Here is a 26,752-nt window from a genome sequence, read left to right as displayed (position 1 = left end):
TCTCCATGAAAAACCAATGGACAAACTATTATACAGGCTATGTAAAGGTGAAGGCTTATGGAAAAGGTGCAGAACGGTTAATTAATATGCTGACGAGAAGGGGGCTTCATATCTGGGATGTGAAGCGTGTCGGAAGTGAAGCCCTGATTTTCCATATGGATATCAGGGATATCCCCAAACTACGTCAGGTCATGCGTAAGAGTGATTGTAAAGTAAAGTTCATGCAGGGAAAGGGTTTCCCTTTCCTGATGAAGAGAGTCATGAAAAACAGCGGGTTTTTAGCGGGGATGATCGCTTTCCTGCTATGTATATTTGTACTTTCCAATATGGTATGGGGCATCGAGGTTCAAGATGCCAAACCGGCAACCGAGCATGCCATCCGGAAAGAATTGGACAAGATGGGCGTGAAGATCGGTAAAGTGCAATTCTTTGTTGATGATGTGGATACGATTCAGCGTAAGCTGTCGGACCGGATCGGTGCATTGACATGGGTGGGGGTCGAGCTAAAGGGAACGACATATCATTTTCGGGTTGTGGAAAAACGGCAGCCTAAAGAGGTCGAGAAAACATCTCCACAGAATTTGGTAGCATCAAAAAAAGCGATCATCGCTGATATGTTCGTTGAAAAAGGACAATCTATTGTTAATGTGAATGATTATGTAGGAAAAGGACAACTTCTTGTTTCAGGATTGATTGGTAAAGAGGATAAACAGGAAATTGTATCCGCAAAGGGAGTAATAAAAGGGAAAACGTGGTATAAAGCGAAAGTGGAAGTTCCGTTAAAAACCAAGTTTTCTGTTTTTAACGGAGATGAAACGAGCAAGCACTTTTTGAAAATGGGGGGCTTTTCCCTTCCGGTATGGGGCTTCAAAGATCCGGGATATGAAAAACAGGAAAAGGAAACGACAGTGAGGCCTTTTCACTTTCTTCAATGGGAGCTGCCGATTTCTTATAAACAAGTGACCTTAAGGAGCAAGGAAGATATTGTGCGAAGCTATACGGAGAAAGAAGCGGTGGAGGAAGGCCGGAAAATGGCCAAAGCGGAATTAAAAAAACATTTAGACGAAGAAGATGAAATCGTCGAAGAAAAAATTTTGCACGAAAGCATGGAGAATGGTAAAGTTAAATTGTCTATACATTACCAAGTTATTGAAGATATAGCGATTGGACAGCCAATCATTCAAGGAGACTAACGAATGGCAGATGATGTGAAAGTAATTAAGCTCGAAATCGAATCACCCAATGAAGCGATCGCGTTATTGGGCAATGGAGATTCAAATGTAAAAGTGCTCGAAGAGGAACTTGGCATTTCCGTCATAACCCGAGGTGAAGCGGTGAGTGTTGCCGGGGATATCGAGCGGGTAACGATGGGGGAGGAAATCCTCAAGGCATTATTGACTGTAGTCAGAAAAGGAATTGCAATCAGTTCCAGAGATGTGCTTTATGCAATTGAATTGGCAAGAAAAGGCACATTGGAGTATTTCGGTGAATTATATAATGAGGAAATCGCTAAAACGGCTAAGGGGAAATCCATTAAAGTCAAAACAATCGGGCAGAGATACTATATCCAGGCAATAAAGAAACAGGATCTTGTCTTTGGAATTGGGCCTGCCGGAACCGGGAAGACCTATCTTGCTGTAGTGATGGCCATCAATGCTTTGAAAAATGGACATGTTAAACGGATCATCCTGACACGGCCTGCCGTCGAAGCAGGGGAGAGCCTAGGTTTCCTGCCTGGTGATCTGAAGGAAAAGGTAGATCCTTATCTAAGACCGCTGTATGACGCTCTCCATGACCTCCTGGGGATGGAACAGACGCAAAGGATGATAGAGCGCGGAACGATCGAAATAGCTCCCCTGGCTTATATGAGGGGTCGTACGCTTGAAGATGCCTTTGTCATATTGGATGAAGCCCAGAATACGACGGAAGCCCAAATGAAGATGTTCTTGACCAGGCTTGGTTTCGGATCGAAAATGGTCATTACGGGAGACCGGACCCAGATTGACCTTCCAAAAGGCATGAAGTCAGGTCTTGTCCGGGTAGAAGAGATATTGAAGAATGTTAAAGGCCTTTCCTTTGTTTATTTTGAACAAAGTGATGTAGTAAGGCATCCGCTTGTCGCTAAAATCATTACTGCTTACGAGCAGGCGAAGTCATAAGAAAAAATCCGCCATTTCAATCGGCGGATTTTTCGTGATGTGTCTAAATGACGAACTTTATGGTGGAAAAGTGGATATGAAATGACAGAACCTTTACATTTATCAATACGAAGGTGAAAATTCATATGAAAACTGTTATGATTTTACATATCTAGAATAATAAACATCATTTTTTTAGGAGGACCTTCCTTGAATCGTATCCAGAAATTTTTCACTCAAATAAAAGGGCTGTTGGTCCATCGTTTTTTTCAAGTGCTTTTGTTCATCATACTTGGTTTGTTTGCGTATGGTTTAATGTTCTCCAATGTGAAGCCGGAAAGGGTTCAGGTAGAGCTTTTTAAGCCTGCGGAACAAACGATCCGATCAACCAAGACTGTGGAAGATACCTATAAGACGGAACAGGAAAAAGAAGAGATTTCAAAACAGGTGGCGGATGTTTATTCTTTAAAAAAAGAATATGCCAAAAATAAAGTCGATCTGATTTCATCCATTTTCGATTCAGCGATTGAGGTGAATAAAGAAACGGACCCCGATGAAGATCATAAAGAAGATGAGGATAAAAAAGAGACCGTAAAGACGGATGCTCAAAAAGTTTCGATATTAAAAGAAAAATTGACTGATGAAGTGAATAAAAATATCGAGGAATCCGTTTTCCTGGCATTGGTGCAGGCGGATGAAGATGAGTTGAAAATAGCGAAGGATTCGACCATTACGGCAGTGAATAATGTGATGAGCTCCCGAATCGCTGCAAGTGACGTCGAAAATGCCAAGAAAAAGGTTGTAGAGGAATTGGGTTATATGAGCATTAGTGGCGATATGAAAAAAGCCTCCACTTCCCTTGCGCGTACGGCAATCATTCAGAATGTATTTTTCGATAAGGACAAAACCGAGGAACAGCGAAGGAAAGCGGTTGAAAGCGTGGAGCCGATCAGGATCCTTCAAGGCCAGATCATCGTTGAAGAAAATCAGTTAGTGGACAGGGATGTATATAGGCAGCTTGAACTGGCAGGCTTCTTAAATACGGAGTCCACCATTTACCCGTATATCGGCCTGCTGTTATTCATATTCCTGACTTTTGCGGCTTTTTATTATTATTTCTACTATTCCGTTTCCAAAAAGGATAACAAGTACAATCAGTTATTGATCTTCAGTCTTGTCTTTGTCCTTTCAATGGCTACCATGAAGACGGTCAGCATTCTGGCAGACCTGAAAAACTCGAACTTGGAATACATTTTTCCGGGTGCCATGGCGGCGATGCTCATCAAGATATTATTGAATGATAGGTTAGCGGTAGCAATGATCATTTTGTTAGGTTCGTATGGTACGATTATATTTAATGGTGATACACCTGGAAATCTGGATTTCTCGATGGGGCTTTATATCATTTTCGGGGGATTGACGGCAATCATCATCCTATCCAGGCCCAATTTCAAATCAAAGGTGCTGGTAGCGGGGCTGCTGTTGTCTTTAATCAATATGGCATTTGTTTTTTCGCTCATCTTTATTATGGACAGCCATTATACTAGAATGGAGTACTTATATTATGCTTTAGCTGCCATAGGTTCTGGAGTGGGTGCAGCCGTTTTGACAATGGGCCTGTTACCGTTTTTCGAGGCTGGTTTCGGGATTTTATCATCGATTAAGCTTATCGAGCTCGCGAATCCCAATCATCCGTTATTGCGGAAGATCTTGATTGAGGCTCCGGGGACATATCATCATAGTGTAATGGTCGCCAATTTGGCGGAATCGGCTTGTGAAGCCATCGGCTCGAATGGCTTGCTGGCAAGGGTCGGCAGTTATTATCATGATATCGGTAAAACGAAGCGGCCGCACTTCTTCATCGAAAATCAGATGAGCGAAGAGAACCCGCATGATCGGCTGCAGCCGGAAACGAGCAGGGATATCATCATTGCCCATGCCGTAGATGGCGGGGAGATGCTGCGCAGTCACAAATTCCCGAAAGAGATTGTGGATATTGCAGAGCAGCATCATGGGACCACATTATTGAAATTTTTCTACCATAAGGCAAAAAAACAGGATGAGTCCACACTCGAGGCGGCCTACCGATATCCCGGGCCGAGGGCGATAATGAAGGAAGTGGCCGTCATCGGCATAGCCGATAGTGTGGAAGCTGCAGTGAGGTCGATGAAGCACCCAACTCCGGAGAAGATTGAAGAGCTGGTTAGTTTCATCATTCAGGACAGGATTTCTGATGGACAATTTGATGAATGTGACATTACTATGAGAGAATTAAGTATCGTGAAGCATTCCTTATGTGAATCGCTGAATGGTATCTTCCACTCCAGGATTGAATATCCGGAGCCGGATAAATTAGGACAGAAGGTGAAAGAATGATTTTAGCTATCGATTTAATGGATGAAACGAATGAAGTAACGGAGGAAGCTCAGCAGCTTGTTGAAAGCATTCTTCAATTTGCGGCAAGAAAAGAAAACATTGAAAAAGACACCGAGCTGTCTGTTACATTTGTAGACAATGATAGGATTCGGGAAATCAATAAAGAATATCGTCATAAAGATTCAGCTACAGATGTCATTTCTTTTGCGCTTGAAGAAATGGGGGAAGATGAAGTGGAAATTGTCGGAGCGGAAATGCCCCGCATGTTAGGTGATATCATCATTTCCATTGAACGCACGAAAGAACAAGCTGAAGAATATGGTCATTCATTTGACCGGGAACTTGGATTTTTAGCACTGCATGGTTTTCTTCATTTATTGGGATTCGACCATATGAATGAAGAAGATGAAAAAGTGATGTTCACTAAACAAAAGGAGATCTTGGAAGAATATGGACTTTCAAGAGAAGGGTAAAAAAAAGTATCCTTTATTAAAAAGTTTCTCTTTCGCCTGTCAGGGAATTTTGGAGGCTGTTCGGACTGAACGCAATATCAAGATCCATTTCGCGTTAACGGCAATCGTCGTATTCTTTGGTTGGCACTTCTCATTGAATGGGATGGAGTGGCTTTTCATTTTGGCGGCCATAGCCGGTACGATTACGTTGGAGCTCGTTAATTCCGCGATTGAAAGGGTAGTGGACCTGGTAACGGACCAAATCCATCCGCTTGCCAAGCAGGCAAAAGATATTGCAGCCGGAGCTGTATTCATATATGCTATATTTTCTATTATAGTTGGATTGATTATCTTTTTGCCTAAGGTTGGCCTGTAGGTTGCCGAAATGGTACTCAATTTGAAAGGAAGATGTGAATTGAATACAAAAGAATTGATTGAGGAAGCTAAAAAAGCAAGGGATAAAGCTTATGTGCCTTACTCCAAGTTTAAGGTGGGGGCAGCCCTTTTAACCGCTGATGGAAAGGTCTATCATGGTTGTAATATAGAAAATGCTGCATACAGCATGTGTAATTGCGCCGAAAGGACAGCTTTATTCAGCGCTTATGCCCATGACGATAAAAAATTCACCAAACTTGCAGTCGTGGCTGATACCGATGGTCCCGTCGCTCCATGCGGGGCATGCAGGCAGGTTATTTCAGAACTGTGCGAAAAGGATATGCCAGTCGTTTTGACCAACTTACATGGGGATATAAAAGAACTAACAGTACAGGAATTGCTTCCAGGAGCTTTTTCACCGGAGGATTTAAATGGATAAACTATTTGACGATACACAAGTAAAAGGTTACAAATCAGGTTTCATTTCAATAATTGGACGACCTAATGTTGGAAAAAGTACATTTCTGAATCGGGTCATCGGCCAGAAAATCGCCATTATGAGTGATAAACCGCAAACTACAAGAAATAAGGTCCAGGGTGTACTTACGCAAAACGATTCACAAATGATATTCATCGATACACCCGGCATCCATAAACCAAAGCATAAGCTTGGCGACTTCATGATGAAAGTGGCAACGAATACATTGAAGGAAGTCGATTTGATTCTCTTCATGATCAATGCGACTGAAGGATACGGACGCGGTGACGAGTTTATCATCGAAAAACTTCAATCCGTAAAAACGCCTGTTTTCCTCGTCGTAAACAAAATCGATGCGATGCATCCAGATGATTTGCTTCCGATCATTGAAAAATATCAACAGCTTTACCCTTTTGCGGCAGTCGTTCCGATTTCTGCGCTTGAAGGAAATAATGTGGATACCCTGCTTGAACAAATCAAAGAGCATCTGCCTGAAGGTCCCCAGTTCTATCCAGCTGACCAAGTGACCGACCACCCGGAACGTTTTATCATTTCCGAATTGGTCCGCGAGAAGGTACTGCACCTGACACGGGAAGAAATTCCACATTCAGTGGCTGTTGTCATCGATTCAATTAAAAAGATGGACAATAGCGACACCATCAATGTCATGGCGACTATCGTTGTCGAACGGGATTCACAAAAAGGCATTGTCATTGGAAAGCAAGGGAAAATGCTTAAAGAAGTCGGCAGCCGTGCCAGGGTGGATATCGAAAACCTATTGGGCTCTAAAGTTTTCTTGGAACTATGGGTGAAGGTACAGAAGGATTGGCGTAACAAAGCAAGCCAGCTTCGTGATTACGGCTTCAATGAAAGCGAGTATTAATTAACAAAATTTACGCATCATGAAAGTTAGGAAAACGGTCAAGCTAATCATATGGTCGGATATTCATATTGCTAGTTAAAAATGAAAGGTGGGCTTTATATGTTGGATTTTACCTGGGAATTATTCACTGAAACAGGTAATGTGGACACCTATTTGCTGTTTAAGGAGATAGAAGTCGAAAGACAGGAAAGACACTTGGGATTGAATGATGAGCTAGCAGAAATTGATTTTCCTGTTTCATAGGTTAGCCTTGGCGAGCATGGGTGGTGTCTTGGTATGCTCCAAAAATGTGAGGGCATTGTCATAAGGCGAACTGCATATGGAGAAAACAACAAAATCATTACTATATATACCCGTGAGCTAGGGAAAATTGGCGTCATGGCGAGAGGGGCCAGTAAACCTAACAGCAGGCTTTCCGCCGTCACACAGCTTTTTTGCTCCGGGTATTTTCTTGTAACCACATCAACCGGACTCGGCAGTCTTCAGCAAGGCGAAATGGTCGATTCACTCCGTTTCATAAGGGAGGATCTTTTTGCCACCGCTTATGCTTCATATATTATTGAATTGCTTGATAAAAGCGTCGAGGATAAGAAACCGAATCCATATTTGTATGAATTGCTTTCGCAAACCTTGCATTACATAAACGAGGAATATGACGCGGAGGTTTTGACATTCATTTTTGAAATGAAGATGCTGCCCGTCAATGGGATTAACCCAGTGCTGAATCAGTGTGCTGTATGTGGTGAAACGGAAGGGGAATTCTCCTTCTCGCTTCGGGAAGCGGGCTTTATTTGTCACCGCTGTCTGGGGAAAGACCCTTATCATTTTAAAATTTCACCTGCAGCCGTCAAATTGCTTCGGATTTTTTATTATTTAGATTTATCAAGGCTCGGAAACATTTCGGTCAAGCCTGAAACGAAAAAAGAACTGCGGAAGATCATCGATGCATATTATGAGGAATATTCCGGTCTGCTTTTGAAATCAAAAAAGTTCCTGAAACAGATTGATACGATGAAAGATATGTTTTAGGTTCTGACCTATTGACATTCCATGCTAGTTTGTATAAAATTCTAATCATCAAAATAAGAAGATTGCGTTGATGGAAAAGAGTATCTGTCATTCTCCATAAAAAGCGAACCCGGGACGGTGGAAGCCGGGATATGGATTTACAGGGAAGGGCGTTTCCGGAGCATGTTGCTTTGAAAAGAGGCCGTTTTGTAAACGGCAATTAGGGTGGAACCGCGGGTAAACTCTCGTCCCTATGCATTTCGCATAGGGACGGGAGTTTTTTGTTTGCCAAAATGTAATGGGTTTCCGACCTATAATCTAAAAGCCGTTTAAATAACCTGGAGGTGTACGATGAATATTCAAAATATGATTTTAACGTTACAAAAGCATTGGTCTGAGCAAGGCTGCATATTGATGAATGCTTATGATGTCGAGAAAGGGGCAGGTACGATGAGCCCATACACGTTCCTGAGAGCCATTGGACCGGAGCCTTGGAGCGTGGCTTACGTAGAGCCTTCCCGCCGTCCTGCTGACGGTCGTTATGGTGAGAACCCTAATCGACTGTATCAGCATCATCAGTTCCAAGTGATCATGAAGCCGTCTCCTGACAATATCCAAGAGTTGTATTTGGATTCATTACGTGCTTTAGGGATAAATCCGCTCGAGCATGATATTCGCTTTGTGGAGGACAATTGGGAAAATCCATCCCTAGGGTGTGCCGGACTCGGTTGGGAAGTGTGGCTTGATGGAATGGAAATCACGCAATTTACATATTTCCAACAGGTGGGCGGCCTTGAGTGTAAACCGGTTTCCGTGGAAATTACATACGGGATCGAACGTCTCGCCTCTTACATTCAAGATAAGGAGAACGTATTTGACCTAGAATGGACAGATGGATTCACTGTTCGCGATATATTTGGTCAGCCGGAATACGAACATTCGAAATATACGTTCGAAACCTCCGACCTTGACATGCTGTTTCAGCTTTTCACGATGTATGAAAAGGAAGCGCATCGACAAATGGAAGAAGGACTTGTACATCCTGCATATGATTATGTTTTGAAATGTTCCCATACATTTAACCTTTTGGATGCCAAAGGCGCCATCTCGGTGACGGAAAGAACGGGTTATATTGCCCGGTGCCGTAACTTAGCGCGTAAGGTTGCAAAAACCTTCTATGAAGAGCGGGAAAAATTAGGCTTCCCGATCCTGAAAGTGAAAGGGGAGAATACAAATGAGCAAGCGTGATTTGTTATTGGAGATTGGATTGGAAGAACTGCCTGCCCGTTTTGTGACAACATCAATGAAACAGTTGTCAGATAAAGTGCAGCGATGGCTTACGGAAAAAGCGATAGAATTCGGGACGGTTGAAGCTTTTTCCACACCAAGACGTTTGGCCGTATTGGTGAAGGACGTGGAAGAATCACAAAAGGATATCGAAGAAGAGGCAAAAGGTCCGGCCAAAAAAATCGCGTTGGACAGCGAAGGCAACTGGTCTAAAGCAGCATTGGGATTCGTCAGGGGTCAAGGCATGACTTCAGAGGACATATATTTTAAAGAACTCAAGGGTGTTGAATATGTCCATGTGAATAAATTCATAAAAGGACAGCAAACCGTTCAGCTTTTATCTGAGCTTGCTGAAATCATCAGCGGCATGACGTTCCCGAAAAATATGCGCTGGGCCAATCAGGAGCTCCGCTTCGTCCGTCCGATTAAATGGCTGATTGCCTTATTTGGCAATGAAATAGTGCCATTCAGCATTGCTGATGTGGAAACGGGCCGTGAAACAAAAGGACATCGTTTCTTAGGTAATAGCGCCATCATCGAGCAGCCGGAACAGTACGAAGATACGCTGACAGAACAATTTGTAATGGCAGATCCAGATAAACGCCGGCAAGTTATATTGGATCAGATTAAAGAGCTTGAGCAGGAGAAAGGCTGGATCATCCCTGTCGATGAAGATCTGCTTGAAGAGGTAAATAATTTGGTAGAGTATCCAACGGTGTTATTTGGACATTTTGAAGAAGAATTCCTTGAGCTTCCTGCTGAGGTACTTATCACATCAATGAAGGAACACCAACGTTATTTCCCTGTTAAAGATCAAGAAGGGAACCTGCTTGCTTACTTTGTAACCGTGCGCAACGGCGATGACCGCCATTTGGATAAGGTTTCTAAAGGTAATGAAAAAGTATTGCGTGCCCGCTTATCGGATGCAGCATTTTTCTATAAAGAAGATCAGAAAAAAGAGATTTCGGATGCTTTGAAAAAGCTTGACAGCATCGTTTATCATGAAGAAATCGGTACATTGGCCGAGAAAACTGCCCGGGTAACTGAAGTGACCGGTGCTCTTGCGGATGCTTTGAATTTAAAGGCGGAAAAAGAAATGGCGCTTCGTACAGCGGCAATTGCCAAGTTCGATTTGGTAAGTAATATGGTTTATGAATTCCCTGAATTGCAAGGGTATATGGGTGAAAAATATGCTCTCTTAAAAGGGGAAGCCAAAGAAGTGGCCGCGGCTATCAATGAACATTATATGCCAAGGCATGCGGATGATGCTGTACCGCCTTCAGTCATTGGAGCGGTTGTGAGTTTGGCTGAAAAAATTGATACATTGTCTTCGTTCTTCGCTATTGGCGTCATCCCGACAGGTTCCCAGGATCCTTACGCATTAAGAAGGCAGGCGAGCGGTGTCGTCCAAATTCTAGCTGAGAAGAAATGGAATATTTCATTAGAGGAGCTTATTGTTTTAGGTCTTAAAGGACCGGAATCAAAAGGTATCTTAAAACGTGATCTTGAAGAAGTTAAAGCGGATATGTTCACATTCTTTAAAGCACGTGTCAAACACATGCTTCAAGAACAGCAAATCCGTTACGATTTGATTGACGCAGTTTTGTTTAATGAGATCGGTTATATCCACTCAATCGTGGAACGTGCACATGTATTGGATGCGAAAAAAGAAGAAGCAGGCTTTAAGGAAAGCCTGGAAGCTCTAAGCCGGGTCATGAACATTGCCGTAAAATGTGACAATCAGGTGACAGTCGACCCTGCTGCCTTTGAAAATGATCAAGAAAATGCGTTATATGTAAAATATCAAAAAGTGGCAATGCGTTATATGGAATCTAAAGATGAGAATGAGCGGTTTGAAGAGCTTGTTTCGCTTCAATCGGAAATAGAGTCATATTTCGAGAATACAATGGTCATGGCAGAGGATGAAGCAATCCGCAACAACCGTTTATCCTTAATGAAGGAAATCAGTGATTTGGTTGCAGGTTTTGCTGCCATGAATAAAATCATCCTTACATGATCGAAAGGATGTATGGAATCGGAAACCCTTTGAATATGGGTTTCCGATTTCTTAAAAAGATAAATGATCAATAAATAGGACAAAAATGCCCTAATTAAATTATTTAGTATATAATTATTAAATGAATAACTTTTGTTACTTTACTCTGCGAAAGCAGTGGGGTGGTGATTATAATCCAATTGAATAAGCGTCAGGAACAAATTTTACAAATTGTAAAAGAAAACGGACCGATTACTGGAGAACATATTGCGGATAGATTGAACCTTACCAGGGCGACACTTCGCCCGGATTTAGCGATTTTAACGATGGCAGGTTTTCTTGATGCCCGGCCCAGAGTGGGGTATTTCTATACAGGCAGGTCAGGGACACAGCTTTTGACAGATAGCCTTAACCATCTTTATGTACGGGACTACCAATCGATACCTGTCGTCGTTGACGAGGGCATTTCCGTATACGATGCAATCGTCATGATGTTTTTAGAAGATGTCGGAACAATGTTCGTCGTCGATAAGCATGCATTGCTTGTTGGTGTCTTATCAAGGAAAGACTTATTGCGTGCGAGTATTGGGAAACAAGAGCTTAACTCCATTCCAGTCAATATCATCATGACTAGGATGCCCAATATTACAATGTGTTCAAAAGAAGACCTTTTGATTGATGTTGCCAAAAAACTGATTGATAAACAAATCGACTCATTACCGGTCGTCAAAGACACAGAAAAGGGCTATGAAGTAATTGGAAGGATTACAAAAACCAATATTACGAAAGCATTCGTAGCTTTGGCTGATGAAGGCTATTAGGGGGCTTGCAAAAGGAATGACGGAGAATATGAACGGTTCTATTATATATGTTGTATCGGATTCAGTAGGAGAAACAGCGGAATTGGTCACAAAAGCCGCTGCAAGCCAGTTCTCGGGATCTGCTTTTTCCATAAAGAGAATTCCGTATATTGAAGATGAACAAAACGTGGATGAAGTGATATCACTGGCTAAGTTGGATGGGGCAATCATTGCTTATACTCTGGTGAAGCCAGCAATTAGAGCGTATATGAAAGCACAGGTCGAGAAAGAAAACCTGGCTGCTTATGACATTTTAGGGCCGCTCATGGACATCCTTCAGGAAAGGGCTCCAAAAGGGCCGCTTAATGAACCTGGTCTGGTAAGAAAGCTGGATGATGACTATTTCAAGCGTGTGGAAGCCATTGAATTTGCTGTAAAATATGATGATGGACGTGACCCTCGCGGCATTTTACGTGCAGATATCGTCCTTGTGGGTGTTTCACGCACTTCCAAAACGCCATTATCACAATATTTAGCCCACAAACGCTATAAAGTGGCGAACGTACCTTTAGTGCCTGAAGTGGAACCGCCAGAAGAGCTGTTCCTGGTACCTCCTGAAAAATGCATTGGTTTAAAGATCAGCCCGGAAAAGCTGAACCATATTCGTAAAGAACGATTAAAGTCACTTGGGCTCAATGATCATGCCATTTACGCAAATGTGGAGCGCATAAAAGAAGAATTGACATACTTTGATAAAATCATATCAAGGCTGAATTGTCCTATCATTGATGTAACCAATAAAGCTGTTGAAGAAACAGCCAATTTAATCATCAATATCCTTCAAAACAAAAACCGTTGATCTTTAAATTAAGGCAAATCAAAATGTGAGCTAGACACTCTATGTGTCAGCTCACATTTTAATGCCAAGGTCAAATAAGGGATTAATAAGAATAAATTCAAAATAATTACATAAAATTCCTCTTAGTTTCCTCATGCAAATCCATTGATTTACATGAAAACACATTCGGGATTTAAATGTTGGCATCTTCTAATCAAATAGACTATAATAAAAAATTGTGAGAAAAAAGTAATCTTAAGGTTTAGACTTAATTAATAAGGAATAAACTAAAGGTTAATGAGATGTCAAGGTTTTTATCATATAAATAATTCGACATGTTCCGTATAATTCAGGAAGGGTTGGTCTTTTTCAAGGCAAATGAGGTGCTTTCACTTGCATAAACAGATATTCTTTGAAGGATAATGTTTGCTCTTTTAGAGGGAACGCTTTGAATCATGCTGGAAATTCACCATATCTTCATAAAGTTTAGGGGAGAAAAAGGATTATGCAGAAAGATGTAGAATTAGAAGGTATGAATAATAAACCTACGATACACGTCGATGCCGATGCATGCCCGGTGAAAGACGAAATCCTTCATTGTGCAAGTTTGCACGAAATTGAAGTCTGTTTTGTTGCATCATATAAAAATATGATGAATAACCCTGAAGGTAAATGGGTATATGTCGATGCAGACAAAGAAGCGGCAGATCTTTATATAGTAAACTCAGTAAAAAAGGGTGATATTGTCGTTACTGCAGATATTGGTTTGGCTGGGACACTGCTTCCTAAAAACGTTTATGTCCTTTCGCCAAGGGGAAAAGAATACACGGAAGAGAATATTTTCATGCTCTTGGATATGCGTTATCAGTCGGCGAAACTCCGCAGGCAGGGTAAGCATACGAAAGGGCCGAAAGCATTCACAAAGGAAGATCGTGCATGTTTTACAAATAAACTTATGAAAACATTGTCGAACTTTGCAGGGAATTAGGAAACAGTATCGAATAAGAAACTATCACCAATATTGCAAGGTGGAAAAATGATAAATGGCCGTATAGAAGATGAGAAAATTAATCAAATTCGTGAAGCTGTTGACATTGTTGATTTAATTGGGGAGTATGTCCAGCTGAAGAAGCAGGGGCGCAATTACTTTGGCCTATGTCCTTTTCATGGTGAAAACTCGCCCTCGTTTTCCGTTTCAACGGAAAAACAAATCTTTCACTGTTTCGGTTGCGGGGCAGGCGGAAATATTTTTACCTTCTTAATGGATATAGAAGGCTACAGCTTTGTGGAATCTGCAAAAGTTTTAGCTGAAAAAGGGAATGTTCCTTTGGAAGTTGAAATCAATAAGGATTCCAAGCGTTCCAACATGCCGGCAGGCGCTCAGCAAATGGTTGAAGCCCATGACCTGCTGAGGAAGTTTTATCATCATCTCCTCGTTAATACGAAAGAGGGGCAGGATGCTCTCGAATATTTACTTAAACGAGGGTTTACTGAAGAGACGATAGAAAAGTTCCAAATTGGCTACTCCTTGGATTCATGGGACTTCGTGTCCAAGTTTCTTTTAAAACGCGGGTTTCCAGCGGAATACATGGAGCAGGCAGGGCTTATTATTTTCAGGGAAAAAGACGAGTCATATTTTGACCGTTTCAGAAATAGAGTCATGTTTCCAATTATGGATCATCAAGGAAATACGATTGCGTTTTCAGGAAGAGCAATGGGGGACGATGAGCCCAAATATTTGAATAGTCCTGAAACGCCAATCTTTAATAAAAGTAAAACTTTATATAATTTCCATCATGCAAGACCCCACATACGAAAGAAAGAACAAGCAGTCATTTTTGAAGGCTTTGCCGATTGCATTTCAGCAGTTGGCGCAGGTGTGGAGAATGCGGTCGCTACAATGGGCACTGCCCTGACGGACCAGCATATCCAGCTTTTAAAAAGAAATACTGACCAGATACTTATTTGCTACGATTCGGACTCAGCGGGATTGAACGCTGCCAATCGTGCAGTCAATATGTTACAGGACCATGAGTTTTCCGTGAAAGTCGCTCTCATGCCTGATAACCTGGACCCCGATGACTACATAAAGGAATTCGGTGAAAAAAGCTTTGTTTCTGAAGTAATAGGGGCCAGTTTAACCTACATGGCATTCAAAATGCATTATTTGCGTCGAGGGAAAAATGTAAATAATGAAGGAGATCGAATTCAATATATCGAAGAAGTCCTTAAAGAAATTTCGCGATTGCCCAATGCAGTGGAGAGGGATCATTATCTCCGGCAGCTATCCTCTGAATTTTCCCTTTCATTGGATGCGCTGGAACAGCAGCAGCGTCAGGTGTTCTTTACGGAACGCAAGAAGGGGACATTGCCGCAGCCAGCAGCCCAAAAGAAAATGGCCCTGCAATATGAGCATAAGTTAAAACCTGCTCACCATAATGCTGAAACGAAGTTGATTGCCCATATGCTGAAAAGCAGGGATATGACTTTCAAAATTCAGCAGTTGCTTGGGCAAACGGTCTTCCATGTAGATGAACATCAGGCAATCATCACCTATTTATATGCGTTCTATGAAGATGGACACGAACCGGATACAAGCTTTTTCCTTACTTATTTACCGGATCCAAACTTGAGAAGGATCGTTTCGGAAATAGAAATGATGTCAGTGAATGAGGAAGTTACCGATAAAGAACTGACCGATTGTATAAATCAAGTGTTGAAATATGAAAAGTTGTTAAAGATAAAAGAAAAACAAGTTGAAGAAAAAGATGCAGTTAGACGAAGTGATTATGTCACTGCTGCACAAATTGCCATGGAAATCATTAAATTGCGTAAAATGTTGTAGTCGTTTAGGTGTAAGTCCTGGAAGGAGGGGAACTAATGGCTGAAAAACCAGCACGTTCCAAACAAGTTGATAATGAATTTAGCCTTGAACAGGTGAAAGAAAAACTACTAGAGCTAGGTAAAAAACGAGGCTCTTTGACTTTAGAAAAAATCGCTGAAATGATTGGCGGTTTTGAGTTAGATTCCGATCAAATGGATGAGTTCTATGAGGTGTTAGCAGAAAACGGCGTCGAAATACTTACTGATGGTGAGGAAGACGAAGATGAAGATGATCCAGATGAGAAGAAACTTGCAAAAGAAGAAGAGTTTGACTTAAATGATTTAAGTGTTCCTCCTGGCGTAAAAATTAATGACCCAGTACGCATGTATTTAAAGGAAATTGGCCGGGTCGATCTTTTATCTGCAGAAGAGGAAATCTCTTTGGCGACGAGAATTGAAGATGGAGATGAAGAAGCGAAACGCCGTTTGGCAGAAGCTAACCTACGTCTTGTTGTCAGTATCGCCAAGCGTTATGTCGGACGCGGAATGCTTTTCCTTGATTTGATTCAGGAAGGTAATATGGGACTTATCAAAGCTGTGGAAAAATTTGATTACCGCAAGGGATTCAAATTCAGTACGTATGCAACATGGTGGATTCGCCAAGCGATAACCCGTGCCATTGCCGACCAAGCAAGAACGATCCGGATACCGGTGCATATGGTGGAAACCATCAATAAATTGATTCGTGTCCAAAGACAGCTTCTTCAGGATTTAGGACGTGAACCTTCACCGGAAGAAATTGCGGAGGATATGGACCTGACTCCCGAAAAAGTTCGTGAAATCTTGAAAATAGCTCAGGAGCCTGTTTCATTGGAAACGCCGATAGGTGAAGAAGACGATTCACATTTAGGTGATTTCATTGAAGATCAGGATGCGACTTCCCCATCGGAGCATGCAGCATATGAACTATTGAAAGAACAGCTTGAAGACGTATTGGATACTCTTACTGACCGTGAAGAGAACGTCTTGAGACTCCGCTTTGGACTTGATGATGGCCGTACCCGTACTCTTGAAGAGGTAGGTAAAGTGTTTGGGGTCACCCGCGAGCGTATCCGTCAAATCGAAGCGAAGGCGCTGCGTAAACTGAGACATCCAAGCAGAAGCAAACGATTGAAAGATTTCCTTGAATAGAATATATGCCCTTAACAGAGCCCTCTTTGAATGCCCAGCGTTCGGGAGCGGCTCTTTTTTTAATTCCGATGTAAAAATATCCTAATTAGAACAATGGTTATCCGTTTTTCCGTATAAAGGAAAAAGATTTAAAAGCTTAGCCGTTAAAAAGAAGATCATCATGAGGATGTGAGATTCATGGATGAAATGAGAAAGAAATCATCATTCAAGAAATAAACTCCTGGAAGGAAAGTCGTATGTTTCCGGAGCAATATTGTAATTACCTGCTTGCATTATACGGTCAAGGCGAAATTCCGCCATCAAAATCGAATGAAACCGCGAGCAAAAAAAACGACATCTTTTTCGGGGTGTTGAATGGAACTTTTTTTGCATTTATTGTATTTTTGAATTATTTTACTGAAATAACCATAAGAATGCAAATGCTTATGACAACAATTTCAATACTTGTCTTTGGGCTGGCAGTCCGCCGCTTAAAAGGCAGGAAAATCATTTTTCAGGTGGCGTTGATGGGGATGGTACTATCATTGCTTTTATTAACTGTCAGTTTGGCGGAATTCATGGCACCCGGCAAAGCGGGTATCCTTTATATTTTCTTATTCATTAATTGCGGACTCTGGATTTTATTGGGCTATAAGCTGAAGCTGCTCCATTTTTCCATAGCGGGAAGCCTTGGAGCACTGGTCACTCTTTACTTTTTAATAATAAAATTCAAGGACACTCCAGCGGTTTTAAATAATGATTTTTGGGTATTATGAAACATATGTAAGAAAAAGTAAAAATGTTTGGAAATATACATAAGTTTTTGACAATTTTAAGAAATTATATAATATCTTCTATTTTTGGGCTTTTACTTGAAACTCTTTTCAAGTAAAATAATATATAGCTGTTTGTATATAATATTAAATATGGTAAGTTTAGGTTCTACATAGGGGAGGAAATACTATGAAGCGCAATCCAGTAATGCCTTTTATTATTATCATGGTTTTTGGTATTGGACTTATGTTTTTACTTTCGTTTAAAGGTTTGGGTGATGCCAAAGATCTTGCCAAGGAAAAAGAGGGCGGCGAAAAGACAGAAGAAACAGAAAATGCCTCAGCATCACCTGAGGACATTTATAAGCAAAACTGTATCTCTTGTCATGGTGACGCCTATCAAGGCGGTGTCGGGCCTGCTCTAAAAGGAGTTGGCGATCGCCTTTCGGTGGACGAGGTTAAAAACGTGATCACTAATGGCCGAGGTGCAATGCCATCAGGTTTAGTCGAAGAACAGAACATTGACGCCATGGCCGAATATATTCATGGACTGAAATAATTCATGAAACTGACTCAAGAAATCGTGGAAAGCGAATTTTTTGAGTCAGTTTTTCATTTTTCGGAGAAGGAAGATTCCAGATTGCAGTTTTTCTTTTGCCCATGTATAGAAAGAACCCTATTCCTCCTTTCTGTAATTTTTCGATTGAACTTGGTATAATCGAATGGGAAAGTAATTATAGCAAGACATTATTTGAATTAAGAGAGTTGATAAATATGAATCATGAAAAACTATCGATGAGATTAGAACGTGTTGCCATACATATACCAAAAGGAAGCATCCTGGCAGACATAGGATCAGACCATGCTTACTTGCCGTGCTATGCGGTGACTAACGGCTTGTGTGCCAGCGCCATAGCAGGTGAGGTTGTAGAAGGACCCTATCAGTCAGCACGCAAGCAAGTGGCAATGACGGGTCTTGGAGACAAGATAGAGGTCCGTAAAGGAGATGGGCTTGAAATATTGAATCCCGATGAAGCGACATGCATTACGATTGCAGGCATGGGAGGGACTTTAATATCAAGTATATTGGAAAGCGGAAAAGCGAAACTCGGCAAGGCAGAAAGGCTAATCCTTCAGCCTAATGTCGGTGCAGCGAATGTTCGCAGCTGGCTAATCGAAAACGGCTGGGAGCTTTGTGGAGAGGAGATCCTTGAGGAAGATGGGAAGATCTATGAGATCTTAATTGCCAAAAAAGGAGACCCGCTCCGCCCTTATGGTGTAAACAAGCAAACGGGCCTCACTTTCGGTCCATTCTTAAAAGAGCAATTCAGTGAAATTTTCACAAAAAAATGGCAGCTTGAGAAAAAACATTTGGAGAGAATCATCGAACAATTGGATGAAAGCGGAAGAAGCGGACTGGAAACGAAGCGCAATGAATTGAAATCTCAAATTTCGGTAATCGAGGAGGTGCTTAAAGGTTGAAGACAGTGAATGGTCACAAAATCATTGAGATGTTTGAACAATTCTCCCCAAAGCATTATGCAATGGAGGGAGATCCAATCGGGCTGCATGTCGGGCAGCTAAATAAGCCGGTTACTAAAGTGCTGATTGCCCTTGATGTGCTGGAAGAGGTTGTAGACGAAGCGATCGAACATGGCGTGGAATTGATCATTGCCCACCATCCGTTAATTTACCGACCATTGAAAAGGATCGATACAAACACAACTGGAGGCCGCATCATCGAAAAGCTGATCAAACATGATATCGCTGTTTACGCTGCACATACCAATTTGGATGTTGCTAAGGGCGGAGTGAATGATTTGCTTGCCGAAGCTCTTCAATTGCAGGACACAGAGGTATTGATTCCAACCTATGAGACAGCTCTTAAGAAATTGGTCGTATATGTTCCAAAGACCGACGAACAAAAAGTGAGGGAAGCCCTGGGCAAGGCGGGGGCCGGAGCGATCGGGAACTACAGCAATTGTTCGTTTTCGGGGGAAGGTACCGGACGCTTCTTGCCAGGTGAAGGCAGTGAACCGGTTATCGGCTCTGAAGGAAGGCTTGAAGAAGTAGCTGAAATGCGGATTGAAACGATATTCCCAGAAAATATCGAGAAGATAGTACTAGCTGCGATGATTAAAGCCCATCCATATGAAGAGGTTGCTCACGATATATATAAACTGGAGAATAAAGGGGAGTCACTTGGCTTAGGAAAGATTGGTGTACTTGCCGAAGAAATGACGCTTGAACAATTTTCCGAACATGTGAAGCGGACACTCGATGTTGAAAAGGTGCGTGTCGTGGGAGATCTGCAAAGTCCGATAAAAAAAGTGGCCGTTTTGGGCGGAGACGGCAATAAATACTTTACGACAGCAAAATTCAAGGGTGCCGATGTTTACGTTACAGGTGATATGTATTACCATACAGCCCATGACGCGATGATGATTGGACTGAATATCGTCGATCCCGGCCACAATGTTGAAAAGGTGATGAAAAAAGGGGTGGCACGATTCCTTGAAAAAACGTGCCGCGAAAAGAACTTCGATGTGGAATTCATTCCATCCAGGCTGAATACAGACCCATTCCGCTTCATTTGATAACACGAAAAAGGCAGCCTTAGTGGCTGCCTTTGTATTTGTGCAATCATTTCTTCACTTTAATTTTAGGTAAAATTTTATGCAATGGCGTTTTCTTTTCGGTATTCCAAGTGGATTCATCATTTGCTTCATATTGTTCTAGAAATGCGATAACTTCCTTCGTGATCGGAGTTGGTGTAGAAGCCCCCGAAGTGACGGCAACCGTTTCTGCACCTTTTAGCCATTCAAGGTTCAGCTCGGAAATGTCAGCGATGCGATAAGCCCTCGTGCCGGCAATCTCTTGGGATACTTGTGCAAGACGGTTTGAATTATTACTCTTAGGATCTCCGACAACGATTAAAACATCAGCTTCGCCAGCTTGCTCGGCAACGGCTTCTTGGCGAACCTGTGTCGCTAAGCAAATTTCCTTATGGACTTCGGCATGTGGGAACTTTTCCTTGACCTTATCCATGATATCCAAAACATCCCATTGGCTCATCGTTGTTTGATTGGTGACGATGATCTTATCACTATTCAAAGTCAAGGCTTCCACATCTTCATCCTTTTGAACCAGGTGAACGACATCGGGAGCAACTCCGACAGCACCCTCAGGTTCCGGATGGCCTTTTTTGCCAATATAAATGATTTGATAGCCTTCCGCTTGTTTTTCCCGAATTAAGTCATGTGTTGCGGTAACATCGGGACATGTTGCATCAAGCGTCACAAGCCCTTTTTTCTCAGCGATCTTCCTGATCTCAGGCGAAACGCCGTGAGCAGTAAAGATGACGGTTCCGCTGTCCACCTGTTCGATGATATCGTTGCGGTTGCTGCCGTCCAACGTGATGATGCCTTCTTCTTCAAACGCATCCGTCACATGTTTGTTATGCACGATCATTCCTAAAATGTAAATGGGACGTGGCAAGGTTTTATCTAAAGCCGCATTTCGGGCGATGACCATGGCATCGACAACGCCATAACAATAGCCGCGCGGGGAAATTTTAATCACTTTCATCTATGTGTCCTCCTTCAAGGCAAGAAACTCTCACTTTTTATACCTTTCTATTATATAAGACCATAGATGATATTACAAAACATCATATTTACATAAATCAGTTATTGGTAATTTTTTTGTAGCCTTTAAATATAAAGCTTGGGACCTGAAGATCTCTTCCTTTTGGTTTCGGGACGAACTGGCGCAGTGGGGTTAGCTTCTATAGCTTTTTCTTTTTTCTTCGAAACCGTTTTTACTTCACTGTTTTCTTGTGCCCCAACCGCGGGCCCGCTTTCAACGGAAGCTCCGTCGTCCTTGGTCTCATCGGCTGATGATATGCTTCGGAAAACTTTCCACATGGAAGGCAGGTTTTTAATCACTGGACCGTATTGTTCCACCATAGGCGTGAATTGTTCCGCCGCTTGCAACACCTTTTGCGTGTTGGAAAGCATATTATTAAGGGAATCGGGGTTTTTTAATGTTTCTAAGATACCGCCTCCGCTGCTTCTTGAAGAACTTTGGTTAGTGGAACCCGCTGGCGCAAACAAATTCGGAGAAGCTGCTTTTTGTTTCGACTTACCGAGTATTTTTGACAATAACCCTTCTTTCTTTGCTGGCGGCATTTCCTGCCGCTGCTGTTGGTTGAATGGGCCGTGGAAACCTTGAGGTCCCTGTGGTACCTGCGGTCTGTTTGGAATCATCGGACGCTGCATCTGCTGATAAGGATGGGGGATTTGCGGTGACTGCCTGAATGGAGCAGGGGGCTGCTGCCTCCTTCGGCCATTGGGTGGCGGAAAACCGGGTCCGGGTTGACGATTTCTATTTGGGAACATAGGTTTCACCTCCTAAGAATATTATATGCTGGTGTAATCTTCTATATAAATTATGCAACTCGACAAAAAAGGTTTGAGGAAAGAGTGACTGGGCAGTTGTGAAGTAACCGGAAAGAAGGTAAGATGGTAACGGTAGTCTTTTAGCTCCATGTCTGCGGGGGATACGCTATGACCAGGACAGGGGCTTTTCGTTTGCAAGAGTCCATTTTAAGAGAACTAACCTCAGCGCATGCGCTTTTGTGATTAGAATGGGGGTATATTGGAAAAGGTGGATGACCTGCCCATTATGGGACAATCCCTATTTTCTTCACGAGCAACCCAGGCGCTTGCGCTTTTTGTGTAATCCAGCTTCAGCGCCTAGCTCGATGTGAAAAAGAGGATTGCCCTCACAAGGCAAAAAGCGCCTTATGGGACAATCCCTATTTTCTTCACGAGCAACCCAGGCGCTTGCGCTTTTTGTGTAAAATTTATTATAATAACAGGACATGTCTTATGACTGACAGGATAAAGGGGTTTTTTGATGAAACAAAATCAATTTGAACGATTTAATTTGAAAAGCTACATTCTAGATGCGGTTCGTACTTTAGGGTTCGATAAGCCGACGGAAATTCAAGAGCGCGTGCTTCCGTCGCTTTTAAAGGGAAGTAGCTTAATTGGACAGTCGCAGACAGGTACAGGAAAGACACATTCCTATTTGCTGCCGATCATGAACAGGCTTGATGCTGGTAAAAATGAGGTTCAAGCGATTATTTCCGCACCAACCCGTGAGTTAGCGAACCAAATCTACAAAGAAGCTTTGAAAATTGCTGACCATTTCCCTGAGGATGAGCAGATTCAAGTCCGTTGTTTCATCGGTGGTACTGATAAACAGAGAATGATCGATAAATTGAAGACACAGCCGCAATTGGTAATTGGTACGCCGGGCCGGATCAAGGACTTGGTTGAAGCCCAGGCATTACAGGTGTATACAGCAAAAATGCTTGTAGTCGATGAAGCGGATCTTATGCTAGATATGGGATTCATAGAAGATGTCGATTTATTTGCATCACGTATGGCTGAAAAAATTCAAATGCTTGTCTTTTCGGCAACCATCCCAGAAAAATTGAAGCCGTTTTTGAATAAATATATGGAGAATCCAAAGTATGTTCAGGTGAATCCCAAGCAGGCGACAGCTGCGAAAATTGAACATGTTCTCGTACCGCTTCGCCACCGTAACAGGGAGCAGTTACTTCATGACATCATTGTTCGTTATAATCCTTATTTGGCGATCATTTTCACGAACACAAAGAAAATGGCGGACCATGTGGCTAATTCCTTGATCGAAAAAGGGTTGAATGTCGGCCGAATTCATGGGGATTTAACGCCTCGTGAGCGTAAAAAAATGATGAAGCAAATCAATGATTTGGAGTATCAATTCATCGTTGCGACTGATCTGGCTTCCCGTGGAATCGATATTGAAGGTGTAAGCCATATCATTAACTATGAATTGCCTTCAGATTTGGATTTTTATATCCATAGGACGGGCAGGACGGCTCGTGCAGGATATTCAGGCATTGCCACTACCATTTACGATACTTCCGATGAAGATGCATTGAACCGCCTTGAAAAAATGGGCATCGAGTTCCGTGATGCCGATATCCAAAACGGTGATTGGGTTGATATCGACGAACGTAATAAACGGAAAAACCGTAAAAAACAAAAATCTGATATCGATGTTAAAGCGAGCAGGCACATTAAGAAGCCAACTAAAGTCAAGCCAGGATACAAGAAGAAAATTCAACGAGATGTGGAAAACTTTAAAAAACGCGAACGTCGTATACAGAGAAAGAAATAGGGGAGAAATCAGATGCTGAAGATTGGATCGCATGTTTCAATGAGCGGGAAAGGCATGCTTCTTGCTGCGAGTCAGGAAGCGGTTTCGTATGGCTCCAATACATTCATGATCTATACAGGGGCCCCTCAAAACACAAGACGTAAAAAAATCGAGGATTTAAATATCGAAGCCGGAAGATTGCATATGGAGGAAAATGGAATCAGTGATATCGTCGTCCATGCTCCGTATATCATTAATATAGGAAATACCACGAATCCAGCCACATACGAACTTGGAGTCAACTTCTTACGCAGTGAAATCGATCGGACCGAAGCGATTGGCGCAAGGCAGATCGTACTTCATCCAGGTGCGCATGTTGGTGCTGGAAGCGAACTGGGAATCAAGAGAATCATCGAAGGTTTGAATGAAGTGCTGACTGCCGATGATAAAGTTCAGATTGCCCTTGAAACGATGGCAGGTAAGGGTTCCGAATGTGGCAGGTCTTTTGAAGAGCTGGCGATGATCATTGATGGTGTGACCCATAATGGAAAATTATCGGTTTGCTTCGATACTTGCCATACTCACGATGCCGGATATAATATCATCGAGGATTTCGATGGAGTACTGAATGAATTTGATAAAGTGGTCGGTGTTGACCGAATCAAGGTACTTCACATAAACGATAGCAAAAACGAACGCGGCACGCGTAAGGACCGCCATGAAAACATTGGTTTCGGCCATATTGGTTTTAAGGCTTTGAATGATATTGTCCACCATCCGCAATTAAGCTCTGTTCCTAAAATCCTGGAAACACCTTATGTAGGGGAAGACAAAAAAGACAAAAAGGCCCCATATAAATTCGAAATTGATATGTTCAAGAATAAACAATTTGAAGAAGATTTATTGGAAAAGATCAGATTTCAATAATCACAAATAGAAAGGGACGATTCATCGATATGAAGATGAATCGTCCTTTCATTTTGCATTTGGATTAAGTATGCTCAAATAAAGACTGTCGTCAGCAGGCTTGGAATCTTTAAAAATTGGATGTAAGGTTGTTGAAGAGGGATTCTATTTCCCTGGCCGTGCTTGCTCCGGCAACTTTTGTAATTTGTCCTAGTACGTTCTGTCTTTGACGTATATCAAAAATGTTAATATTTTTACCGGCTAGAAGTGCAGTAATATCCTGTGCTTGTTTTTGAGTGAGTGCAACCTTATGCTGTTTAGCAAGGGAAAGCAGTTCATCTGGGCGTATACTGTTGATTTTATGATTGACCATCATTTCAAATAATTTCAAACGATCTCCTCCTTTGTTAAAACATATGAAGGAAGTGGATGTATGTGAACATGAAACTTTGTTTGATTACGAAATTGGTTCAGATAACATTTTTTTGTGATTCAAGGCATATCGGCACTTGTTCGGAGGACCGGATTCTTTACATCTGGACTTCTTTGATTTATACTAACGATTGTTAATCGTAATGATTCTTAAAAAATAGGTGATCTCTTTGGATAATGTAGTAAACCCCATAGTTAAATTTGAAGATATATCTTACAAATATACAAAAGATCTGGTGCTGGAACATGTTTCGCTTGAAATTCCCAGAGGGGCATTCCTAGCTATCGTCGGGCCGAATGGATCCGGTAAATCAACGCTTTTGAAGTTGCTGCTTGGTGTGTTCAAGCTCCAAAAGGGGAAAATTGAAATATTCGGTGAAGACATTCGGCGCTTTAAAGATTGGCAAAAGGTCGGGTTCGTTTCCCAAAAGGCGAATTCCTTCAACTCAGGATTCCCTGCCACTGTATTTGAGGTGGTTCAGAGCGGTTTGACCAAAAAAATAGGCTTATTTAAGTTCGCTGGCAAAGAGGATAAGCAAAAGGTGAAGAAGGCTCTGAAATCAGTGGACATGCTGGAATATCAAAACCGCAATATCGGGGAATTGTCCGGAGGCCAGCAGCAGAGGGTATTCATTGCCCGTTCACTGGTCAGCGAGCCGGAATTGATGATATTGGATGAGCCCACTGTTGGCGTTGATTCAAAAAACGTCCACCAATTTTATGAAATGCTTGAGATGTTGAATAAAAAATTAGGAATAACCCTGATTTTAGTAACCCATGATGTTGGTACTGTGACCGATAAAGTCACACATGTCGCCTGCTTGAATAAAAAGCTTCATTTTCATGGGGATGCCTGTGAATATAATGAGTTGGATGAAGGTGAACTCTCGTCCATTTATGGACATGGAGTCCAATTTTTAAATCATGATCATTAATATGTTTTGGAGGATAGCCCAATGATATCGGGGATATTGCAATTTGAATTTTTGCAGAACGCATTCTTGACCGGAATCATCATCGGAGCGATTGCGCCATTAGTGGGCGTTTTTGTCGTGGTAAGGCGGATGTCGATGATTTCCGATGCGCTCAGTCATGTAGCGCTTGCTGGTATAGCGTTCAGTTTATTGCTGCAGAAGAGCTTTCTATCTTTAGCAGGATTGAATCCACTTTATATTGGAATGGCGTTTTCTGTAGGTGGTTCATTATTCATTGAAAAATTAAGAGGGGTGTACAAGCATTATCAAGAGCTTGCAATCCCGATCATTATGTCCGGCGGCATGGGTCTTAGTGTCATCTTCATATCCATTGCAGATGGTTTCAATACGGATTTATATGGTTATTTATTCGGCAGTGTCAGTGCCGTCAGCCGGGCGGACTTGTACGTCATTTTGGCAGTGGGGCTAGTCGTAGCCTTGATGCTCACTTTATTGTATAAAGAATTATTTCTGTTATCATTTGATGAAGAGCATGCCAAAGCGTCTGGAATCCCTTATAAAGCGATTCATTTTATTTTTATCGTCATGGTCGCATTGGTTATTGCCGCTTCCATGAAAATCATTGGCATATTACTTGTTTCTTCGCTCATGACGCTCCCGGTAGCAGCCAGTCTCCGCTTTGCCAAGGGCTTTAAGCAGATGATTGGTTATTCGGTATTATTCGGTGAAGTTTCCGTCATAGGCGGATTATTCTTATCATACAACCTTGACCTCGCTCCCGGCGGGACCATTGTAATAATAGCTGTACTAATTCTCATCTTGTCAATTTTGTTTGATAAGTGGAAAAATCGATAGATGGGGTGATGTAT

27 protein-coding genes and 1 other annotated feature are annotated in these 26,752 nt (G+C 42.1%); of the genes, 24 read left to right on the top strand and 3 right to left on the bottom strand.

All coding sequences use genetic code 11. From position 1 onward, the window contains the following. Window positions 1-5: 5 nt before the first annotated feature. The 20 genes from yqfD to AC0VX1_RS17485 all read left to right on the top strand — a co-directional run bounded on the left by yqfD (window position 6) and on the right by AC0VX1_RS17485 (window position 19,994). A complete protein-coding gene (gene yqfD, locus AC0VX1_RS17580; RefSeq protein WP_034308509.1) occupies window positions 6-1,193 on the top strand; it encodes a sporulation protein YqfD in 1,188 nt (395 codons plus the stop codon). A 3-nt stretch (window positions 1,194-1,196) separates the two neighbouring features. Continuing rightward, on the top strand, window positions 1,197-2,159 hold the full coding sequence (locus AC0VX1_RS17575) for a PhoH family protein (RefSeq protein WP_413001057.1): 963 nt from the start codon (window positions 1,197-1,199) through the stop codon (window positions 2,157-2,159). A 189-nt stretch (window positions 2,160-2,348) separates the two neighbouring features. Continuing rightward, window positions 2,349-4,514 carry an HD family phosphohydrolase gene (locus tag AC0VX1_RS17570; protein WP_475468113.1) on the top strand — a complete coding sequence of 722 codons (2,166 nt, stop codon included), beginning with the start codon at window positions 2,349-2,351 and terminating at the stop codon, window positions 4,512-4,514. Continuing rightward, complete coding sequence (gene ybeY / locus AC0VX1_RS17565; RefSeq protein WP_034308501.1) at window positions 4,511-4,987, top strand: rRNA maturation RNase YbeY; 477 nt, start codon at window positions 4,511-4,513, stop codon at window positions 4,985-4,987. The genes AC0VX1_RS17570 and ybeY overlap by 4 nt, the downstream gene beginning before the upstream one ends. After that, window positions 4,965-5,342: a diacylglycerol kinase family protein gene (locus AC0VX1_RS17560; RefSeq protein WP_252277993.1), complete on the top strand. Its 378-nt coding sequence runs from the start codon at window positions 4,965-4,967 to the stop codon at window positions 5,340-5,342. Before ybeY ends, AC0VX1_RS17560 begins: the two co-directional genes overlap by 23 nt. Before the next feature lie 39 nt (window positions 5,343-5,381). Beyond that, entirely contained in the window at window positions 5,382-5,780 is a 399-nt protein-coding gene (locus tag AC0VX1_RS17555) for a cytidine deaminase (protein ID WP_048685709.1), read from the top strand. Beyond that, window positions 5,773-6,702: a GTPase Era gene (gene era, locus AC0VX1_RS17550; protein ID WP_034308493.1), complete on the top strand. Its 930-nt coding sequence runs from the start codon at window positions 5,773-5,775 to the stop codon at window positions 6,700-6,702. The genes AC0VX1_RS17555 and era overlap by 8 nt, the downstream gene beginning before the upstream one ends. A 99-nt stretch (window positions 6,703-6,801) precedes the next feature. Beyond that, window positions 6,802-6,945, top strand: coding sequence for a YqzL family protein (locus AC0VX1_RS17545; RefSeq protein WP_065310843.1), 144 nt, complete (start codon window positions 6,802-6,804; stop codon window positions 6,943-6,945). A gap of 33 nt (window positions 6,946-6,978) precedes the next feature. Then, complete coding sequence (gene recO, locus AC0VX1_RS17540; protein ID WP_475468108.1) at window positions 6,979-7,731, top strand: DNA repair protein RecO; 753 nt, start codon at window positions 6,979-6,981, stop codon at window positions 7,729-7,731. A gap of 58 nt (window positions 7,732-7,789) precedes the next feature. After that, window positions 7,790-7,966, top strand: a binding site (T-box leader). 95 nt (window positions 7,967-8,061) lie between these two features. Then, window positions 8,062-8,958, top strand: coding sequence for a glycine--tRNA ligase subunit alpha (glyQ, locus tag AC0VX1_RS17535; protein WP_034308488.1), 897 nt, complete (start codon window positions 8,062-8,064; stop codon window positions 8,956-8,958). After that, entirely contained in the window at window positions 8,945-11,014 is a 2,070-nt protein-coding gene (gene glyS, locus AC0VX1_RS17530; RefSeq protein WP_475468106.1) for a glycine--tRNA ligase subunit beta, read from the top strand. The genes glyQ and glyS overlap by 14 nt, the downstream gene beginning before the upstream one ends. A 161-nt stretch (window positions 11,015-11,175) precedes the next feature. Continuing rightward, window positions 11,176-11,814, top strand: coding sequence for a transcriptional regulator CcpN (gene ccpN, locus AC0VX1_RS17525; protein WP_034308483.1), 639 nt, complete (start codon window positions 11,176-11,178; stop codon window positions 11,812-11,814). A gap of 28 nt (window positions 11,815-11,842) precedes the next feature. Further along, on the top strand, window positions 11,843-12,652 hold the full coding sequence (locus AC0VX1_RS17520; RefSeq protein ID WP_034311346.1) for a pyruvate, water dikinase regulatory protein: 810 nt from the start codon (window positions 11,843-11,845) through the stop codon (window positions 12,650-12,652). 511 nt (window positions 12,653-13,163) lie between these two features. Beyond that, complete coding sequence (locus AC0VX1_RS17515) at window positions 13,164-13,619, top strand: YaiI/YqxD family protein (RefSeq protein ID WP_034311344.1); 456 nt, start codon at window positions 13,164-13,166, stop codon at window positions 13,617-13,619. 51 nt (window positions 13,620-13,670) lie between these two features. Then, window positions 13,671-15,476: a DNA primase gene (gene dnaG, locus AC0VX1_RS17510; RefSeq protein ID WP_095389827.1), complete on the top strand. Its 1,806-nt coding sequence runs from the start codon at window positions 13,671-13,673 to the stop codon at window positions 15,474-15,476. A 35-nt stretch (window positions 15,477-15,511) separates the two neighbouring features. Then, a complete protein-coding gene (gene rpoD, locus AC0VX1_RS17505; RefSeq protein WP_034308477.1) occupies window positions 15,512-16,645 on the top strand; it encodes an RNA polymerase sigma factor RpoD in 1,134 nt (377 codons plus the stop codon). 236 nt (window positions 16,646-16,881) lie between these two features. Beyond that, window positions 16,882-17,400 carry a hypothetical protein gene (locus tag AC0VX1_RS17500; RefSeq protein ID WP_475468103.1) on the top strand — a complete coding sequence of 173 codons (519 nt, stop codon included), beginning with the start codon at window positions 16,882-16,884 and terminating at the stop codon, window positions 17,398-17,400. Between the two features lie 187 nt (window positions 17,401-17,587). Beyond that, window positions 17,588-17,956: a cytochrome c550 gene (gene cccA, locus AC0VX1_RS17495; protein WP_098936169.1), complete on the top strand. Its 369-nt coding sequence runs from the start codon at window positions 17,588-17,590 to the stop codon at window positions 17,954-17,956. 215 nt (window positions 17,957-18,171) lie between these two features. Further along, on the top strand, window positions 18,172-18,879 hold the full coding sequence (locus AC0VX1_RS17490) for a tRNA (adenine(22)-N(1))-methyltransferase (protein ID WP_475468101.1): 708 nt from the start codon (window positions 18,172-18,174) through the stop codon (window positions 18,877-18,879). Then, window positions 18,876-19,994, top strand: coding sequence for a Nif3-like dinuclear metal center hexameric protein (locus AC0VX1_RS17485; protein WP_475468099.1), 1,119 nt, complete (start codon window positions 18,876-18,878; stop codon window positions 19,992-19,994). The genes AC0VX1_RS17490 and AC0VX1_RS17485 overlap by 4 nt, the downstream gene beginning before the upstream one ends. Before the next feature lie 46 nt (window positions 19,995-20,040). On the opposite strand, the gene AC0VX1_RS17480 is transcribed toward AC0VX1_RS17485, so the two are convergent. Together AC0VX1_RS17480 and vrrA are read right to left on the bottom strand one after the other, a co-directional pair. Continuing rightward, the gene (locus AC0VX1_RS17480; protein WP_034308464.1) at window positions 20,041-20,985 is read right to left on the bottom strand and encodes a 4-hydroxy-3-methylbut-2-enyl diphosphate reductase; all 945 of its coding nucleotides are present in this window, start codon (window positions 20,983-20,985) and stop codon (window positions 20,041-20,043) included. Between the two features lie 125 nt (window positions 20,986-21,110). Next, the gene (vrrA, locus tag AC0VX1_RS17475) at window positions 21,111-21,797 is read right to left on the bottom strand and encodes a VrrA/YqfQ family protein (RefSeq protein WP_106026898.1); all 687 of its coding nucleotides are present in this window, start codon (window positions 21,795-21,797) and stop codon (window positions 21,111-21,113) included. A 520-nt stretch (window positions 21,798-22,317) separates the two neighbouring features. On the opposite strand from vrrA, the gene AC0VX1_RS17470 reads away from it, so the two are divergent. Both AC0VX1_RS17470 and AC0VX1_RS17465 read left to right on the top strand, forming a co-directional pair. Beyond that, window positions 22,318-23,631, top strand: coding sequence for a DEAD/DEAH box helicase (locus AC0VX1_RS17470; protein WP_475468096.1), 1,314 nt, complete (start codon window positions 22,318-22,320; stop codon window positions 23,629-23,631). A 12-nt stretch (window positions 23,632-23,643) separates the two neighbouring features. Then, window positions 23,644-24,537: a deoxyribonuclease IV gene (locus tag AC0VX1_RS17465; protein ID WP_475468094.1), complete on the top strand. Its 894-nt coding sequence runs from the start codon at window positions 23,644-23,646 to the stop codon at window positions 24,535-24,537. 109 nt (window positions 24,538-24,646) lie between these two features. Here the strand turns inward: AC0VX1_RS17465 and AC0VX1_RS17460 are convergent, their stop codons facing one another. Next, window positions 24,647-24,907, bottom strand: coding sequence for a DUF2624 family protein (locus AC0VX1_RS17460; protein WP_048677987.1), 261 nt, complete (start codon window positions 24,905-24,907; stop codon window positions 24,647-24,649). Window positions 24,908-25,118: 211 nt separating this feature from the next. On the opposite strand from AC0VX1_RS17460, the gene AC0VX1_RS17455 reads away from it, so the two are divergent. Both AC0VX1_RS17455 and AC0VX1_RS17450 read left to right on the top strand, forming a co-directional pair. After that, entirely contained in the window at window positions 25,119-25,883 is a 765-nt protein-coding gene (locus tag AC0VX1_RS17455) for a metal ABC transporter ATP-binding protein (RefSeq protein WP_283928884.1), read from the top strand. A 21-nt stretch (window positions 25,884-25,904) separates the two neighbouring features. Further along, entirely contained in the window at window positions 25,905-26,738 is an 834-nt protein-coding gene (locus tag AC0VX1_RS17450; RefSeq protein WP_034308452.1) for a metal ABC transporter permease, read from the top strand. The last annotated feature ends 14 nt before the right edge of the window (window positions 26,739-26,752 follow it).

The organism is Peribacillus sp. QJM3NY_7 (genome assembly GCF_056173225.1).
The sequence above is the reverse complement of the archived record's forward strand: the minus strand, read 5'-3'. Positions and strand labels throughout refer to the sequence as shown.